The sequence below is a fragment of the Ottowia caeni genome, from assembly GCF_050821495.1.
Taxonomy (GTDB): domain Bacteria; phylum Pseudomonadota; class Gammaproteobacteria; order Burkholderiales; family Burkholderiaceae_C; genus Ottowia; species Ottowia caeni.
Map to the genome: position 1 here is coordinate 3,253,743 of NZ_CP151080.1, position 17,136 is coordinate 3,270,878.

The 17,136-nt window shown below is 60.2% G+C and carries 5 protein-coding genes and 4 pseudogenes; 5 read left to right on the forward strand and 4 right to left on the reverse strand.

From position 1 onward, the window contains the following. Positions 1-37 precede the first annotated feature (37 nt). The 3 genes and pseudogenes from AAAK34_RS15355 to AAAK34_RS15365 all read left to right on the forward strand — a co-directional run. Positions 38-2,818 (forward strand): annotated as a pseudogene (locus tag AAAK34_RS15355) (molybdopterin oxidoreductase family protein); the annotation flags it as partial. A gap of 79 nt (positions 2,819-2,897) precedes the next feature. Then, complete coding sequence (locus AAAK34_RS15360; protein ID WP_231694451.1) at positions 2,898-3,626, forward strand: 4Fe-4S dicluster domain-containing protein; 729 nt, start codon at positions 2,898-2,900, stop codon at positions 3,624-3,626. Between the two features lie 399 nt (positions 3,627-4,025). Next, positions 4,026-4,958 carry a DmsC/YnfH family molybdoenzyme membrane anchor subunit gene (locus AAAK34_RS15365; RefSeq protein ID WP_231694450.1) on the forward strand — a complete coding sequence of 311 codons (933 nt, stop codon included), beginning with the start codon at positions 4,026-4,028 and terminating at the stop codon, positions 4,956-4,958. Positions 4,959-5,342: 384 nt separating this feature from the next. On the opposite strand, the gene AAAK34_RS15370 is transcribed toward AAAK34_RS15365, so the two are convergent. The 4 genes and pseudogenes from AAAK34_RS15370 to aceE all read right to left on the reverse strand — a co-directional run bounded on the left by AAAK34_RS15370 (position 5,343) and on the right by aceE (position 13,731). Further along, on the reverse strand, positions 5,343-7,283 hold the full coding sequence (locus AAAK34_RS15370; protein WP_231694449.1) for a hypothetical protein: 1,941 nt from the start codon (positions 7,281-7,283) through the stop codon (positions 5,343-5,345). 167 nt (positions 7,284-7,450) lie between these two features. Further along, positions 7,451-9,319, reverse strand: coding sequence for a dihydrolipoyl dehydrogenase (gene lpdA, locus AAAK34_RS15375; protein WP_231694448.1), 1,869 nt, complete (start codon positions 9,317-9,319; stop codon positions 7,451-7,453). An 11-nt stretch (positions 9,320-9,330) separates the two neighbouring features. Then, positions 9,331-11,006, reverse strand: a pseudogene (aceF, locus tag AAAK34_RS15380) (dihydrolipoyllysine-residue acetyltransferase). Positions 11,007-11,018: 12 nt separating this feature from the next. Further along, positions 11,019-13,731: pseudogene (gene aceE, locus AAAK34_RS15385) on the reverse strand (pyruvate dehydrogenase (acetyl-transferring), homodimeric type). 190 nt (positions 13,732-13,921) lie between these two features. Here aceE and AAAK34_RS15390 point away from each other — a divergent pair. Further along, positions 13,922-16,449, forward strand: a pseudogene (locus tag AAAK34_RS15390) (PAS domain-containing sensor histidine kinase). Next, positions 16,446-17,072, forward strand: a complete 627-nt coding sequence (locus AAAK34_RS15395; RefSeq protein WP_231694444.1) for a response regulator transcription factor — start codon at positions 16,446-16,448, stop codon at positions 17,070-17,072. The pseudogene AAAK34_RS15390 and the gene AAAK34_RS15395 overlap by 4 nt, the downstream one beginning before the upstream one ends. Positions 17,073-17,136 lie beyond the last annotated feature (64 nt).

Consider the following 17,136-nt stretch of genomic DNA (forward strand, 5'->3'; position numbering starts at 1 on the left):
CGGCGCAACCACGGAAGTCAAAACCACCACCTGCTACATGTGTGCGTGCCGATGCGGCATTCGCGTGCACCTGCGCGATGGGGGTGAAGGGCCCGAGGTGCGCTATATCGAAGGCAACCCTGAGCACCCCTTGAACAAGGGGATTCTGTGCGCCAAGGGTTCTTCGGGCATCATGAAGCAGTACTCGCCCGCACGGCTGACGCAACCACTTCGCCGCAAGGCGGGCAGCGAACGCGGCGCAGGAGAGTTCGAACCAATCTCCTGGGAAGAAACGTTCACCATCCTGCAAGATCGCCTGGCTCATTTGCGCGCCACTGACCCGAAGCGCTTCGCGCTGTTCACTGGGCGCGATCAGATGCAGGCGCTCACTGGCCTGTTCGCACGCCAGTTCGGCACGCCCAACTACGCCGCCCACGGAGGCTTCTGCTCGGTGAACATGGCTGCGGGAATGATCTACACCATCGGCGGCTCTTTCTGGGAGTTTGGGGGCCCTGACCTGGAGCGCGCCAAGCTGTTCGTGATGATTGGTACGGCCGAAGACCATCACAGCAACCCCATGAAGGCTTCGCTTTCAAAATTCAAGCGCGCAGGTGGGCGCTTCATCGCCATCAACCCGGTGCGCACCGGTTATGCGGCCATTGCCGACGAATGGATCCCGATTCGTCCGGGCACGGATGGCGCCCTTTTCATGGCCCTGATTCGGGAGTTGATCGCCCTGGGCTTGTATGACCGGGACTTTGTGGCGCGCTATACGAATGCTGGGCAATTGGTCAATCGTGATGAGGAGAGTGACGACTTCGGGATGATGCTTCGCAATGAAGAGGGCGATGTGATCAACCCGTTGCGGCCCCACAATTTCTGGTGGTGGGATCGCCATCAGAATCAAGCGGTGCCCGATCATGCCGAGGGGGCAGACCCGGCCCTTTTTGGCGAATACAGCATGCCCGACGGCACGCCAGCGGTGCCGGCTTTCCAACTGCTTGAAGAGCGTGTTCGTGATTGCACTCCGGAATGGGCCGCCGAGATCACCGGCATTCCTGCGGACACCATCCGGCGCCTGGCTCACGAAATGGGCGTGACGGCTAGAGACCAGACCGTGGAACTGCCTATTCCATGGACAGACTGGTGGGGACGAAAACATGCTAGCGTGAAGGGCAACCCCGTGGCGTTCCACGCCATGCGAGGCTTGGCCGCCCATAGCAACGGTTTCCACGCGATACGCTCCCTGTCCATTCTGATGTCGTTGCTTGGCACGATTGACCGGCCCGGGGGCTTTCGCCACAAAGCACCCTACCCTCGCGCTGTGCCGCCGAATGCGCGCCCGCCTAAGGGGCCGCAATCGGTGCAGCCGGGCAAGCCGCTTGATGCGCCTCCGCTGGGCTGGATCGAATCCCCAGAGGATCTGTTCGTGGACGAGGCGGGTGAGGCGATCCGCATCGACAAGGGGTTCTCCTGGGAGTATCCGTTCTCGGCGCACGGGCTGATGCATAACGTAATCACCAATGCATGGCGTGGCGAGCCTTACCCGATCGACACCCTGATGCTGTTCATGGCCAACATGGCCTGGAACTCCAGCATGAACACCTCGCAGGTGCGCGAGATGCTCAAGGACAAGAACGAGAGCACGGGCGAATACCGCATTCCGTTCATTGTGGTGTGCGATGCGTTTCAGTCTGAAATGACGGCCTTCGCTGATCTGATCTTGCCCGACACCACGTACCTGGAGAGGCACGACGTGATGTCCATGCTCGACCGCCCGATCAGTGAGTTCGACGGACCTTGCGATTCAGTCAGGGTCCCGGTACTGCCGCCGCGTGGGGAATGCAAGCCTTTTCAGGAAGTGCTGATAGAACTTGGCTCAAGGCTGAAACTGCCGGCCTTCACGCAACCGGACGGCAGTCGAAAGTACCGGGACTACCCAGACTTCATTGTCAACTACGAGACGGCGCCTGGCTCGGGCATCGGATTCCTGATCGGCTGGCGCGGGGAAGATGGCAAGCAATCCATGCGCGGCAAACCCAACCCCAACCAGTGGGAGAAGTATGCCGCCAATAATTGCGTACACCATGTGACCATGCCAGCTGAGTTGCAGTACATGCGCAACTGGAACAGAGGCTATCTTGAGTGGGCGCAACAGGTGGGCTTGCGGCGCGATCTGGATCCGATCGTGATCCACATCTATTCAGAGTTCATGCAGCGCTTTCGTCTGGCCGCACAGGGCAAGGGCTCAGGTCGGCAACCACCCGAGCGCTTGCGCGAACGCGTAGCCACTTATTTTGATCCGCTGCCGTTCTGGTACACGCCGCTTGAATTGCAAACCACGGACCTGAAGCGCTACCCACTTGCCGCGGTCACACAGCGGCCCATGGCGATGTACCACTCCTGGGATTCGCAGAACGCCTGGTTGCGGCAGATCCACGCGCACAACTTCCTGTTCGTCAACTCCGTGACTGCGCGCGCAGAAGGCATAGAAGACGGCGACTGGATGTGGGCCGAATCTATGTGGGGCAAGGTGCGTTGCATGTGCCGCCATAGCGAGGCGGTGGAGCCGGGAACCGTGTGGACCTGGAACGCGATTGGCAAGGCCAAGAGCGCCTGGGCCCTATCGAGTGAAGCCAATGAATCGCAGCTCGGTTTCCTGTTGAATCATCTCATAAGCGAAGAACTGCCTGCGGATGGCAACGGAATGCGAGCCTCAAACTCCGATCCCGTGACCGGACAGGCTGGCTGGTACGACGTGCGCGTGCGGATCCGCAAGGCCGATGCCGATGAGCCCGAGCAAAGCTGGCCGCAGTTTGATGCAGTGCCCGCGCCCCCGGTCGCCCTCGCGCACCGAAATGGCTGGCATGGTTTGCTGGCGGCGCTCAAAAAGAAGAATTGTCAAAGGGAGACACGCCATGACCCAGTTGGCGCTTGTGATCGATCTGAATGTATGCGTCGGCTGCCATGCCTGCGTCACCAGTTGCAAGCAGTGGAACACCTCGGGCAGCGCAGGGGCGCTGGTCGATCAGAACCCATACGATGCGGACCCCACCGGCACTTTCTTCAACCGGGTGCAGACCTTCGAAGTGGGCGAGTTCCCCAATACGCAAACCGTTCATTTCCCCAAAAGCTGCCTGCATTGCGAGGAACCTCCGTGCGTGCCGGTGTGCCCGACTGGCGCCAGCTACAAGCGCAAGGAAGACGGCATTGTTTTGGTGGACTACGATAAATGCATAGGTTGCAAGTACTGCGCTTGGGCCTGTCCCTACGGAGTGCGCGAACTGGACGAAAAGCGCCAGGTGATGACCAAATGCACGCTGTGTGTGGATCGCATCTACGATGAAAAGCTGCCACAGGCTGAACGCCGCCCCGCCTGCGTGATTGCCTGCCCCACAAGCGCCCGTCTGTTTGGAGATGTGCATGATCCCGAGTCTGAAGTGTCCACCGCCATCCGTGAGCGAGGCGGCTACCCGCTCATGCCAGAGCAAGGCACGCTGCCAGCGAACCATTACCTCCCACGGCGTAAAAACGAACTTCGCATAGACCCTCAACAAATCGTTCGCGAAGAAAACCCACTGAGGCTGGAAGGTCGGGAGCCGAAATACGGCGCAGGTGGCCCACTTGAAGCCGACTGGGAGCACTAATCCTGGTACGAACGGCACTTATTCAAGGGATATGCGATTCAACCAACCCTGCAGTCGTAGGAGCGGCTTTAGCCGCGAAACCCCTGCGCCACAAACATCGCCATTAACCGCGCAAGGCCTCTCGCGGCTAAAGCCGCTCCTACAAATAATGCCCTTCTTAAGGATGCCCTGCATAACCCTCGCGAGGCGGTGGTAATGCGGATCGGGATGAGGCGCAAGGCGACTTTTTGCAGCCAATAGCCCAGCTATTGGCAAGAAAAGCAACGCAGCGGATCGCCCGAGGCCGTGCTGCCACCGACCGCAGGGAGTTATGCAGGGCATCCTTAAGGCTTAAGTCAGTGCAAATGAGGGTAGCACCCCCTAAAAACCCACCTGTTCATCGAATCTTAGGCACTCAAAATGCACCCCCCGTTCTCAATGATTTTCTTCACGACCTTGGCAGGCGCTGCACAGGGGCTGCTTCTGGTTCTGGTCGGCATTCAGCTGGCTGTGCAATGGCGCCTGGCTGAGGCACCGCAAGCCCTGTTCACTACAGGCGCTGCCGTGATTCTGGTTTTTTCAGCGATAGGTCTGGTGGCAGCCACGTTCCACCTGGGCCGCCCGATGCGCGCCTGGCGCTCGGCTGCGATGTGGCGCACGTCATGGCTCTCGCGTGAAGTGATCGTGCTGCCCGCATTCATGGCGGCGGTGGCTGCTTGGGGTGGGCTTCACTGGATGGGCACGCCGAGTATGGTTGCCGCCATTCTCGCCGCCGCGCTCGCGCTGCTGTTGTACTTGTGCACTGGCATGATCTACGCTGCCGTCAAGGCGATTCGTCAATGGGCCACACCGCTCACGCCGCTAAATTACGCGCTGCTGGGGATTTCCTCCGGCATGCTGCTGGCTACGGCGCTGACGGCCTGGCTGGCGCCGCAGTTTGCGCCCACGCTCGCAAAGTTGACGATCTGCTTGATCATTGCCGGCGCATTGACACGAGGCGCAACCCTTTGGCGCAATCTGCGTTTGGTGCCTACGACCACGACTCAGACTGCCATTGGAGTGAGGCACCCCAAGGTAGAGCAAAAGGCGCAAGGGGCGATGGCAGGATCGTTCAACACCCGTGAGTTCTTTCATGGACGCACGCCACAAACTGTGGCGGCGATCCGCTGGACTTCCGCGCTGTTAGGTTTCGCTTTTCCCGTCCTTGCACTGGCCCTTGCACCTGCCGCAACGTCTGCCGCTCTATTGGCCATGCTCTTCGTCATTCAATGGATCGGCATGCTCGCGGAGCGCTGGAGTTTCTTTGCGGAGGGGCAGCACCCACAGAATCTCTATTACCGAAGCCGGTCTTAGAGTAAATGGCACTTTCTTGCGGCCGCGACCTGACTTTTAGAAGGCTGTTTCCTGTTCAGAGGGGCTTTATGAGGTTCGCAAAAGTGATTTGTGCAGCATTGGCGATTGACCCCCTCCCCCGGAGGGAGAGGGGAGAAGAATGAGGCCATTTGCGACACCCTCATGAGAAACAAAACTTTGAAAGCCCGAAACGGCCTCCATCATCCCTGCCTTTGTAGGAGCGGCTTCAGCCGCGAAGGGTCACCGTCATCACTGGCGTCTTGCGCTCCGAAGGAAGCCAATCGCGGCTGAAGCCGCTCCTACAAGCAAACCCCCTTTGTTTCTTTCCGGAACGCCGGGCGCCGAAAGGGTCCTGGGAAGCTCTAAAGCGACTCCAGCTGCTGATCAGTGCGCCGCAAACTCCCGAATGGCCTGGTAGAACGCGGCGGAGCCGTCTTTTGGGTTGTCAAGTCGAATCTCCATGCGGTTGACGCCGGTCTCCGCGCTGGCTTTAAACCGGTCAGGGACCAATGAAAAATACATTGGACTGACGAACCGCGCACCGGAGTCATATTGCCAGCGCAAGGCCTCCAAGGCGGCAGCGGGATTCTTCCACTGCTGCGGGTGAAATTCTGGCGCGCCGTAGTCAGTGAGGTTTCGCTGTTTCATGAAGTCCCTCAGCCAAGCGCTGTTGGTCGCACCACCGTACATGTTGATGCCGGGCCTCCAGGGCAGGTTCGGCTGGAGCGTGCTGTCGACAGCAAACAGCTGAGGGTTCCAGGATGAATTGATCTGCGGAATGATCTGGTGCGAGAACAGTTTTTCCGCTGGGAGGCCTGCCTCCCGTGCCGTATTGAAGAACAGCGTCATGAAGGCCAGGGCCTGCTCGTCGCGGTATCGATTCCATTCGCGTGCCAAGGGGTTGTAGTAAACGTCTTGAAGCGATTTGGGCATGTCTAGCCAGGAGCGGACACCAGGCAATGTGGCAGGACGTGGCAAAGGCCTGTTGAAGCCAAGTTTGCGCAGAACCTTGTCGATGAACATGCGAATTCGAGACACGGTTCCTTCGGTCTTCAGGCCCTGCACACCTGCGGGCAGATGGTCCGGCACCTTGCCTTGGTCCCGCCCAACTACCACGAAGGGTGCTTCAGCCAGCAGGTAACGGTCCTTACCAGTCACCGCCACGACCTGCGCCCGGTGCCTCCCCGGTTTCATGGCGCTGAAGTCGAGATCGTGCCTGAAGCCAAGATTGGGGGTGGTGATCTCTTCCACGGCCCGGTAGACGTCCAGCCGGTTCATGCCGCGAGACATGGGCGCAATAAATTGGCCATCCACGTACAACTGCAATTCGCTGATCCGGTTTTCCGGGTCGAACACCCAGCCTGACACGGGCAGACGGCCGTCGGCCCAGGCGTCGTAGTGCTCACTGAAACGGTTGAGCCTATCCTTGCGAATATTCTTGCTGGGAGCCGCAATGGTGTCAAACGATGTCTCATTCAAGCTCAGGGCGGCATTAAGCTTGTCAACGCTGCCGTAGCGTTTCTCCAGCATGCGCCGGAAACCATCTACAGAAGCCGCGCTGTAATCGGTGACACGGATGTCGTCATACGCACCCATGCCGTTCTCGAAATCCGGAAAAAGCTGATGAATTTCGCCTGCGAGTGATATTCCGACAATGCGCTCATGCACTTCTGCCGGCAGTGCCTGCAGCCGCTTGATGACGTACCTCAATGCCGCGAAGCGATAGGCATTGACCGGTAGGGTGGGGTCTGTGGAGAGCGTGAACGGGGCGATGGCAAAGCCGAAGTACCCTAGTTGTGGCGGCGTGCCGTCGGCGAAAAGCGCCAGATTGCGGGGGTCTTGGGCCAGAGCAGTGGGCAGTGGACCCTGGGTGTCGAAGTGCGTGGACTGCAGGTAAACGACCACTGGGCGCTTGACTTCGGTCAGCACTCGCAACAGGGCATCCAGCCGCCGATCGTCAATTACCCAGTCGCTCCCCTGGGCCTTGTAGAGGCTAAGCAACTGCACTGTGAGCAGATAACCGATCTGAACCTGCCCTTTGCCCCCACCGGGTTCCAGCTCTTCCAGCAGCCGATTGAGCGCAGCGGATCCGGTACGGTTGTCTCGCTCGCAAGCCTCCATGGCCTTAGCGAAGTTGGACTGTCTTGAGTCGTTGCGCGCTTCGTCGCAAAGCAAAATGCCTTCTACCGTGGGGACGATGTAGAAGGGGTTGCGCGGGGCTAGTTCAGCGTGGGCGATCGAATGAATGAACGTTGCATGTAGAAGCAACGCTAAGGGTAACAACGCCGACCTGGAGGTCTTGAGGGTACGAATCAGATTCTGCATTTCGCCTGAGTGTCGCAGAACAGGAAACGCGCCTGGGACTGCCAAGCTCCGGCTCGGCAACCGCGGGGGGCACGAGAGGTGCTGTGCCAAGTTGGAGCTTGGCGGTCCCAGAGGGAGAGTCGCGGAGATGCCGGACTGGAGCTCGGCGGTCCAAGGGGGAGGGCCTTCTATTTGCGCGGCGGCGGCACGTCGGTGCAACTGCCGTGGGCCACTTCCGCAGCCATGCCAATGCTCTCGCCCAGGGTGGGATGCGGGTGAATGGTCTTGCCAATGTCTACCGCGTCGGCACCCATTTCAATCGCCAGAGCGATCTCGCCGATCATGTCGCCAGCATGCGTACCGACGATCCCTCCGCCAAGGATCTTGCCGTGGCCGTGAGCCTCAGGACTGTCGTCGAAAAGGAGCTTGGTGAAACCTTCGTCCCGCCCATTGGCGATGGCACGGCCAGAGGCGTTCCAGGGGAACAGGCCCTTCTTCACCTTGATGCCCTGCGCCTTGGCCTGGTCTTCAGTCAAGCCCACCCAGGCAACCTCTGGGTCGGTGTAGGCCACACTCGGGATCACACGTGCGTTGAACGCGCTGCGCGCCAAGGCCTCGTCGCCCTTGAGCTCGCCGGCAATCACCTCGGCCGCCACATGCGCTTCGTGCACCGCCTTGTGCGCCAGCATAGGCTGACCCACGATGTCACCGATGGCAAAGATGTGCGGCACATTGGTACGCATCTGGATGTCGACGTTGATAAAACCTCGGTCAGTGACGGCCACGCCCGCCTTGTCGGCTCCGATTTTTCTGCCGTTGGGACTGCGGCCCACAGCTTGCAGCACCAGGTCGTAAGTCTGGGGAGCGGGTGCACCCTCGCCTTCGAAGCTGACTTCTATGCCCGCATCGGTAGCCTTGGCTGCCACCGTCTTGGTTTTGAGCATGATGTTGTCAAAGCGCGGGGCATTCATTTTCTGCCAGACTTTGACGAGATCGCGGTCAGCCCCTTGCATGAGGCCGTCGAGCATTTCGACCACGTCGAGACGGGCGCCGAGTGTGCTGTAGACAGTTCCCATTTCCAGGCCGATGATTCCGCCACCGAGTATCAGCATTCTCTTGGGCACGGACTTCAATGCGAGCGCGCCGGTGGAATCGACCACACGTGGATCATCTGGCATAAAAGGCAGACGGACAGCCTGTGAACCAGCAGCGATGATGCATTTCTTGAAGGCCACGACCTTCTTGGTGCCGGTCTTTTCCTGACCGGACCCGGTCGTCTCTTCGACCTCAACATGGTTGGAACCGACGAAACTGCCGTAACCGCGCACCACCGTCACCTTGCGCATCTTGGCCATGGCGCCGAGGCCGCCCGTCAGCTTGCCGATGACTTTTTCTTTATGGGCACGAAGTTTGTCGATGTCGAGTTTGGGTGCGCCGCCGTAGTCGACCCCTAGCGCCGCCAGGTGACTCACTTCATCCATGACCGCCGCGACATGCAGCAGCGCCTTGGAGGGAATACAGCCGACGTTCAGGCAGACGCCGCCGAGCGCTGCGTAACGCTCTACAACCACCACCTTCAAGCCCAGATCGGCCGCGCGGAATGCTGCACTGTAACCACCCGGGCCACCACCGAGCACAAGAACATCACAATCAAGATCCGCGCCGCCGCCAAAACTGACAGCCGGCGCTGCGGGTTGCTGGCTCCCAGCCGCGGCAGAAGGGGAAGTTGAAGCAGGCGATGCAGCTTTCGCTGGCACGCCCTCGGATGGCGGCTCAGCACTTACCCCGCTTCCCGCCCCCGCAGAGGCGGACGCTACTTCAGACACTTCCATGGTGAGAACCACCGAGCCCTCGCCCACCTTGTCGCCGAGCTTGACGGTCAGCGACTTCACCACACCCGCGTGGCTCGACGGGATTTCCATCGATGCTTTGTCGCTCTCGACGGTGATCAGGCTTTGCTCCTGCTTGACCGTGTCTCCGGGCTGGACCAGCAGCTCAATAACGGTGACTTCCTCGAAGTCACCAATGTCGGGCACCTTGATTTGGATTTCGCTCATAGTCGGGCCCTTCACAGCAGCACGCGACGGAAGTCGCCGAGAATCTGGCCGAGGTAGGCATTGAAGCGCGCGGCCGAAGCGCCGTCTATGACACGGTGATCCCAGGTGAGCGAGAGAGGCAGCATGAGACGCGGCTGGAACTGCTTGCCGTCCCATACGGGTTCAATGCTGGAGCGGCAGACGCCCAGAATGGCCACCTCGGGCGCGTTGATGATGGGGGTGAAATAACGGCCCCCTATGCCGCCCAGGCTGCTGATGGTGAACGTGGCACCGCTCATGTCTGCCGGGCCCAGCTTGCCGTCACGCGCCTTGGCTGCCAGCTCTCCCATTTCCTTGCTGATGGCCAGCACGCCTTTCTGATCGGCGTTCTTGATCACGGGCACCACCAGGCCATTGGGTGTGTCAGCAGCGAAGCCGATGTTCCAGTAATTCTTGTAAACCAGCGCGTCGAGGTCGAGGCTGGAGTTGAACTCGGGAAACTTCTTCAGCGCGGCGACGCAGGCTTTGATGAGGAACGCCAGCATGGTCACCTTGACGCCGCTCTTCTCGTTTTCCTTGTTGGTGGAAACACGGAAGGCTTCAAGATCTGTGATGTCGGCATCGTCATGGTTGGTGACCGCCGGGATCATGACCGCATTGCGCAGCAGGTTGGCTCCACTGATTTTCTTGATGCGCGAGAGCTCCTTGCGTTCGATGGGCCCAAACTTGGCGAAATCAACCTTCGGCCAGGGGATCAGGCCAAGTTCGCCACCACCTGTGGCACCTCCCCCACTGCGGCTGGCCCTTGCGCCTTGGTGCGCGCGGTGCCAGCCATGACGGCCTTGGTGAAGGCTTGCACGTCGTCCTGGGTGATACGGCCCTTGATGCCGCTCCCCTTGACCTCGTTCAGCGGCACGCCCAACTCGCGCGCAAACTTGCGCACGCTGGGGCTGGCATAAGGCAGGCCCACCGGAGATTTGGAGGGATCATGGGCGGCTTCGCGCTCGCCGGCCGATGCGGGTGCCGGGGCCGGACTCGCGGGTTCGCTCTTGACCGCACCCGCAGGAGCAGTGGTGGGAGCAGAGGCAGGGGCAGACGCTGCAGCAGAAACCGCCACGCCTTCCAACAGCGCCAGCAGATCACCTTTGTTGATCGTGTCGCCGACCTTGACCTTCAATTCCTTGATGACGCCGGCCGCGCTGGAGGGAATCTCCATGGAAGCCTTGTCTGACTCCACGGTGATCAGGCTCTGCTCGAGCTTGACGGTATCGCCCGGCTGGACAAACACTTCGATCACGGCGACATCCTTGAAGTCGCCAATATCAGGCACACGCACCTCAACCGTACCGCTGTTGACGGCCGGCGTGGAGGCTGGAGTAGCCGCTGGGGCTTGCGAGCTGGGCGTTGGGCTGGGTGCCTGTGCGACCGGCGCTGGCGCTGCAGCTGCCTTCGCGGGGCTAGCGGTGTCGCCCTCCGCCTCAAGCAGAAGCACGACCGAGCCTTCGCCGACTTTGTCGCCGAGCTGAACCTTCAGTTCTTTTACGACGCCTGCGGCACTGGAGGGGATCTCCATGGATGCCTTGTCGCTTTCAACCGTGATGAGCGATTGCTCGGCCTTGACCGTATCGCCCGGCTTGACGAGCAGCTCGATGACGGCCACTTCGTCGATGTCGCCGATATCGGGGACTTTAATTTCCACCAATGCCATGTTCGCCCCCTTTTACGCGTACAGCGGGTTGATCTTGTCCGCCTGGATGCCGTACTGCTTGATAGCAGCCGCGACTTTTTCCATGGGCACTTTGCCTTCGTCTGCCAGCGCACGCAGTGCCGCTACCGTGATGTAGTGGCGGTTGATTTCGAAGTGCTCGCGCAGGCGGTAGCGGAAGTCGCTGCGGCCGAAACCGTCGGTACCCAGAACCTTGTACTCGCGGCCCTTGGGAATGAACGGACGAATCTGCTCGACGTAGTTCTTGATGTAGTCGGTCGAGGCGATGACTGGGCCCGCATGCGGGGCAAGCTGCCGGGTCACGAAGGATTCGCGCTGTGGCTCTGTGGGGTGCAGCAGGTTCCAGCGCTCCACATCCTGGCCTTCCCGCGCCAGTTCGTTGAAGCTGGGGCAGCTCCATACGTCGGCGGCAACACCCCAGTCTTTTTGCAGAAGCTCCTGCGCGGCGATGCTCTCGCGCAAAATGGAACCAGAACCCAGAAGCTGCACACGGAGTGTGCCGCCTGCCGCGTCAGTCGCGGGCTTGCACAGGTACATGCCCTTGATGATCTGCTCTTCGGTGCCCTCGACCAGGCCAGGCATGGCATAGTTTTCGTTCAGCAGAGTCAGGTAATAGAAGACGTTTTCCTGCCTTTCGACCATGCGCTTGAGACCATGATGCAGGATCACGCCCACCTCGTGCGCGAAGGTCGGGTCATAGGTGACGCAGTTGGGAATGGTGCCCGCCAGGATATGGCTGTGGCCGTCTTCGTGCTGCAGCCCCTCGCCGTTGAGCGTGGTGCGCCCGCTGGTGCCGCCAAGCAGGAAACCGCGAGCCTGCATATCTCCAGCCGCCCAGGCCAGATCACCCACACGCTGGAAGCCGAACATCGAGTAGTAAACAAAGAACGGCAACATGATGCGGTTCGATGTGGAATAGCTCGTGGCCGCTGCGATCCAGCTGGCCAGGCCACCTGCCTCGTTGATGCCCTCTTGCAGGATCTGGCCGTCTTTGGCCTCCTTGTAGTACATCACTTGGCTCTTGTCGACCGGGGTGTAGAGCTGGCCCTTGGGGTTGTAGATACCAATCTGGCGGAACAAGCCCTCCATTCCAAAGGTACGCGCTTCGTCGACCAGAATGGGCACCACGCGAGGGCCAATGGCTTTGTCACGCAGCAGTTGCGTGAGAAAGCGCACGAACGCCTGCGTCGTGCTGATCTCGCGGCCCTCGGCTGTCGGCTCGAGCACGGCCTTGAAAGTATCGAGTGAGGGAATTGTGAAGCTCTCGTCAGAGCGCTCACGGCGCTTGGGCAAATACCCCCAGGGCTTTGCGGCGCTCGTGCAGGTACTTCATTTCCGGCGTGTCGTCGGCCGGCTTGTAATAGGGCAGCTTGTCAAGCTCGCTGTCCGGTACCGGAATGTTGAAGCGGTCGCGGATGTAGCGGATGTCTTCGTCAGACAGCTTCTTGGTCTGGTGCACAGTGTTGAGGCCCTCACCGGCCTTGCCCATGCCGTAACCCTTCACGGTTTTTACCAACAGCACCGTAGGCTGACCTTTGTGATGGTAAGCCGAATGGAATGCCGCATAGACCTTCTCAGGGTCGTGGCCGCCGCGACGCAGCTCGAAGATCTCGTCGTCGGTCATGTGTTCGACCAGCTTCGCCGTTTCCGGGTACTTGCCGAAGAAATGCTTGCGAACATAGGCGCCGTCGTTCGCCTTCATGGCCTGGTAGTCGCCGTCCAGGGTTTCCATCATCAGCTGACGCAGCTTGCCGGACTTGTCACGGGCGAGCAACTCATCCCAGCCCTTGCCCCAGATGAGTTTGATGACGTTCCAGCCACTGCCGCGGAAATCGCCCTCCAGCTCCTGGATGATCTTGCCGTTGCCGCGCACCGGACCGTCCAGACGCTGCAGGTTGCAGTTGATGACGAAAATCAGGTTGTCCAGGTTCTCGCGCGACGCCAGGCTAATGGCGCCCATGCTCTCGGGCTCATCCATCTCGCCGTCGCCCAGGAACACCCAGACCTTGCGATTGGCCGTGTCGGCAATGCCGCGAGCATGCAGGTATTTCAAGAAACGCGCCTGATAGATGGCCATCAATGGCCCCAGGCCCATGCTCACCGTGGGAAACTGCCAGAAGCCTGGCATGAGCTTGGGATGCGGGTAGCTCGACAAGCCCTTGCCGCCCACTTCCTGACGGAAATTTTCCAGTTGATCTTCGGTGATGCGCCCTTCCAGGAACGCTCGGGCGTAGATGCCTGGCGCGCTATGTCCCTGGATGTAGATGCAATCGCCCCCATGGCCCTCGCTTTCGGCGTGCCAGAAATGGTTGAATCCAGCGCCCCACATGCTGGCCAGCGATGCGAACGAACCAATATGGCCGCCCAGATCGCCCCCGTCTTCAGGGTGCAGACGATTGGCACGAACCACCATGGCCATGGCGTTCCAGCGCATGAAGGCGCGCAAGCGCTTTTCAATGGCGATGTTGCCCGGGCAACGCGCTTCCTGGGCGGACTCAATGGTATTGACATAACCGGTCGTGGCCGAGAACGGCAGATCAATACTGTTCTGGCGAGCGGTTTCGAGCAATTGCTCGATCAGGAAGTGGGCGCGCTCCGGGCCTTGGGTTTCGATGACGGCGGACAGCGCGTCCGTCCATTCCCGGGTTTCCTGGTGATCTGCGTCTGCTGGCGAAACATTGCCGGACGGGTTGGGTTCTGCGGACATTTCGTCGTCTCCTGATGATGGCTTTCGCCCATTGTGAACGAAGAGTCGATCCTCCCACAAACAACTTTTTTTTCAAGTGGTGACTGATGTTTTCATATAGTGATATCTCAGGATTTTCCTTCTTGGACACCCATTCGAAGTACATGCTTCATGCTCCTGTCCGCGACTTGTCGCCTACACTGCAAGACTCATGCAGTCCTCCTCCCAAGCTACCAGCGAAAGCAATGTTTCGGCCTCCTCAGCCTGGTCTCTGCTCATGTCTCCACAAAGCAGGGAGCGGCTGATCCATTTCGCCCCACTGGCTGCAGTCCTGCTGTTTCTTGCGGCCATTGTCTCGGCGTTCTGGTATCTGCGTGTAGAAGAAGTGCACCGCGAGCAGGAGGCCGTCAAGCGGGATGTCGAATACGGCCAGCAGCGCCTGCGCCTGCGACTGATCGAGCGGCAAGAGCAGTTGATGCGACTGGCACGCGACGTATCGAACCGCGAATTGAGCCCATCGCACTTCCTGATTCGCGCAGAGTCACTGGTAGCGCAAAACCCGGAATTGGTGTCTGTCAGCTGGATTGATGACCGACGCCGGGTGATCGCCAGTCAAGCCTCCGTGAGCGTCTCGGATCAGCGAGACTGGATGGACGGAGACGTCCTCAAGGCGGGTGATGCCGAGGCCGGATATGGTCTGGCCCGCGACCTGCTTCAACCGGTGTATTCGCAGCCGATCTCAGCCAAGGGCAGCGAGCCCATCCTGCAACTGCACGTGCCGCTGACTCTGCGCGGCAAATTCACTGGCGAATTACTGGCCGAATACGACATAGACGGGTTGCTCCGCTATGGCGTCCCCTCCGAGGTGCTCGCCAAATATGCAGTGGCCCTGCGCGATTCGACCGGCCAGCTGTTAGCCGGCCAGAGCATTCCCGATCGACCTGTTTTTTCCGAGAAGCTGCCCTGGATCGGCAAGGTCAACGAGTATGAAATCCCGGTGTCCCCTGTGGGTAATGGGCTGGTACTGCGCGCGCAGGCGTGGCGCACCTCGCAAGGCGTTGTGGGCGGCACGCTGTTCTGGCTCGTGGCGGTACTGGCCGCCATGACCACCTGGATGCTGATCGCCAATTGGCGTCAATCGCAGAGACGCCAGCAGGCACAAGCAGCACTGCAGGCTGAGACGGGCTTTCGCCGCGCCATGGAAAACTCCATCATGACGGGCATGCGTGCGCTGGATCTCCAGGGTCGAATCATTTACGTGAACCCCGCCTTCTGCCAGATGACCGGCTGGAGCGAGGAGGAACTCATAGGTCAATCCCAGCCGTTCTCCTACTGGCCTGCGGAAGACCGTGATGCGCTGCTTGCCCACCTGAAGGAAGAACTGGGTGGATCTGCTGATCCCGCCGGCTTCCAGATGCGGGTGCAACGCAAGGACGGCTCGGTCTTTGATGCGCGCCTTTACGTCTCGCCGCTGGTAGACGCCACCGGCAAGCACAGCGGCTGGATGGCTTCGATGACCGACATCACCGAGCCCAACCGTGTCCGGCGCCAACTTTCTGCCTCCTATGAGCGTTTCACCACCGTGCTGGAAGCGCTCGACGCATCCGTATCGGTAGCGCCTCTCGGCAGCGAAGAATTGCTCTTTGCCAACAAGCTATACCGGCAGTGGTTCGGCGCCAGCACCGAAGGCCATCTCAAGCTGCTGGTACGCGGCGGGACGCCGGAGACGCAGGTTTCTGACGAAAGCCTGGACGCCGTGGACTCCTTCGCGGGCCTGCCCCTTCACAGCCTGGCCACCTCCACGGTAGCGGAACATGCGGAAATTTATATCGAGCGCCTGGGCAAATGGCTGGAGGTCCGATCGCGGTACCTTAACTGGGTCGACGGACGGCTGGCCCAGATGGTGATCGCCACCGACATTACGGTACGCCGTCAGGCCGAGGAACAGGCTGCCGCCCAGGCCGAGCGCGCACAATCAGCCAGCCGCTTGATCACCATGGGTGAAATGGCCTCCAGTGTGGCGCATGAACTGAATCAGCCTCTGACGGCCATCAGCAACTACTGCACCGGCATGGTCTCACGCATTCGCAGCGGCAACATCGAACAGCAGGACCTGGTGGACGCCCTGGAGAAGACGGCACGACAAGCTCAGCGCGCCGGTCAAGTGGTGCAGCATATTCGCAGCTTCGTCAAGCGCAGCGAACCGCGTCGGCAGATTTCCGAGGTGCTGCCCATGATTGAACAGGTCGTCGAGTTGGCAGAGATCGAGATGCGCCGCCGCCAGGTTCGGCTGACGCGGCAGATCGCTCCGAATCTTCCGCCCCTGAATGTGGATCCCATCCTGATAGAGCAGGTTCTGCTCAACCTGATCAAGAACGGCGCCGAATCCGTCGATGCGGCACAGCGCACCCCGGCAGACCGACTGGTGGAGCTGCGCGTGTCGCGCTGCACGGTCGAACGGCAGCAAGCCGTGCAGTTCAGTGTGACAGACTCGGGCCGCGGGCTTTCAGCAGAAGCGCTGGCGCGACTTTACGAAGCTTTTTCTCCACGAAAAGCGAAGGTTTGGGGATTGGCCTCAACCTCTGTCGCTCCATTGTCGAATCCCATCAGGGCCGGATCAGCGCAGAGAACCTCTACAATGCCGGCGAACCCGTGGGCTGCCGCTTCACCTTCTGGATCCCGGTCGGCCCGATTCGTGACACAACCAACCTGGGCGCCAACGCCAACACCATCGCATGAATCTGACCCCGAAGAGAGGAACGGTCTACGTAGTCGATGACGACGAAGCCGTACGCGACTCCGTGCAGTGGCTTCTCGAAGGCCAAGACTTTCGTGTCCGCTGTTTCGAATCTGCCGAAGCCTTCCTTTCACGCTACGATCCGCGTGAAATCGCTTGCCTGATCGTCGATATCCGCATGAACGGCATGAGTGGGCTGGAGTTGCAAGACCGCCTGGTCGAACGCCAGTCGCCGTTGCCAGTGGCCATCATCACCGGCCACGGAGACGTTCCCATGGCCGTCGACACGATGAAAAAAGGCGCCATGGACTTCATCCAGAAGCCTTTCAAGGAAGACAAGCTGGTACCCCTGGTCGAGCGCATGCTCGAACAGGCCCGTGCCGCCTTCGCTGAACATCAAAAAGCGGCCAGCCGCGATGCGCTGCTTTCCAAGCTGACGGGCCGCGAAGCGCAGGTGCTTGAACGCATTGTCGCGGGTCGCCTGAACAAGCAGATCGCGGACGACCTGGGCATCAGCATCAAGACCGTCGAGGCGCACCGAGCCAACATCATGGAAAAGCTTGGCGCCAACACCGTGGCGGATCTGCTCAAGATCGCGCTCGGACAGAACCCGCCAAAGAGCTGAAAGACATTCACATTCAAGGCCGCTGATGTCATGCGCAAGCTGGCAGGCGGCTTTTTTATTCAGG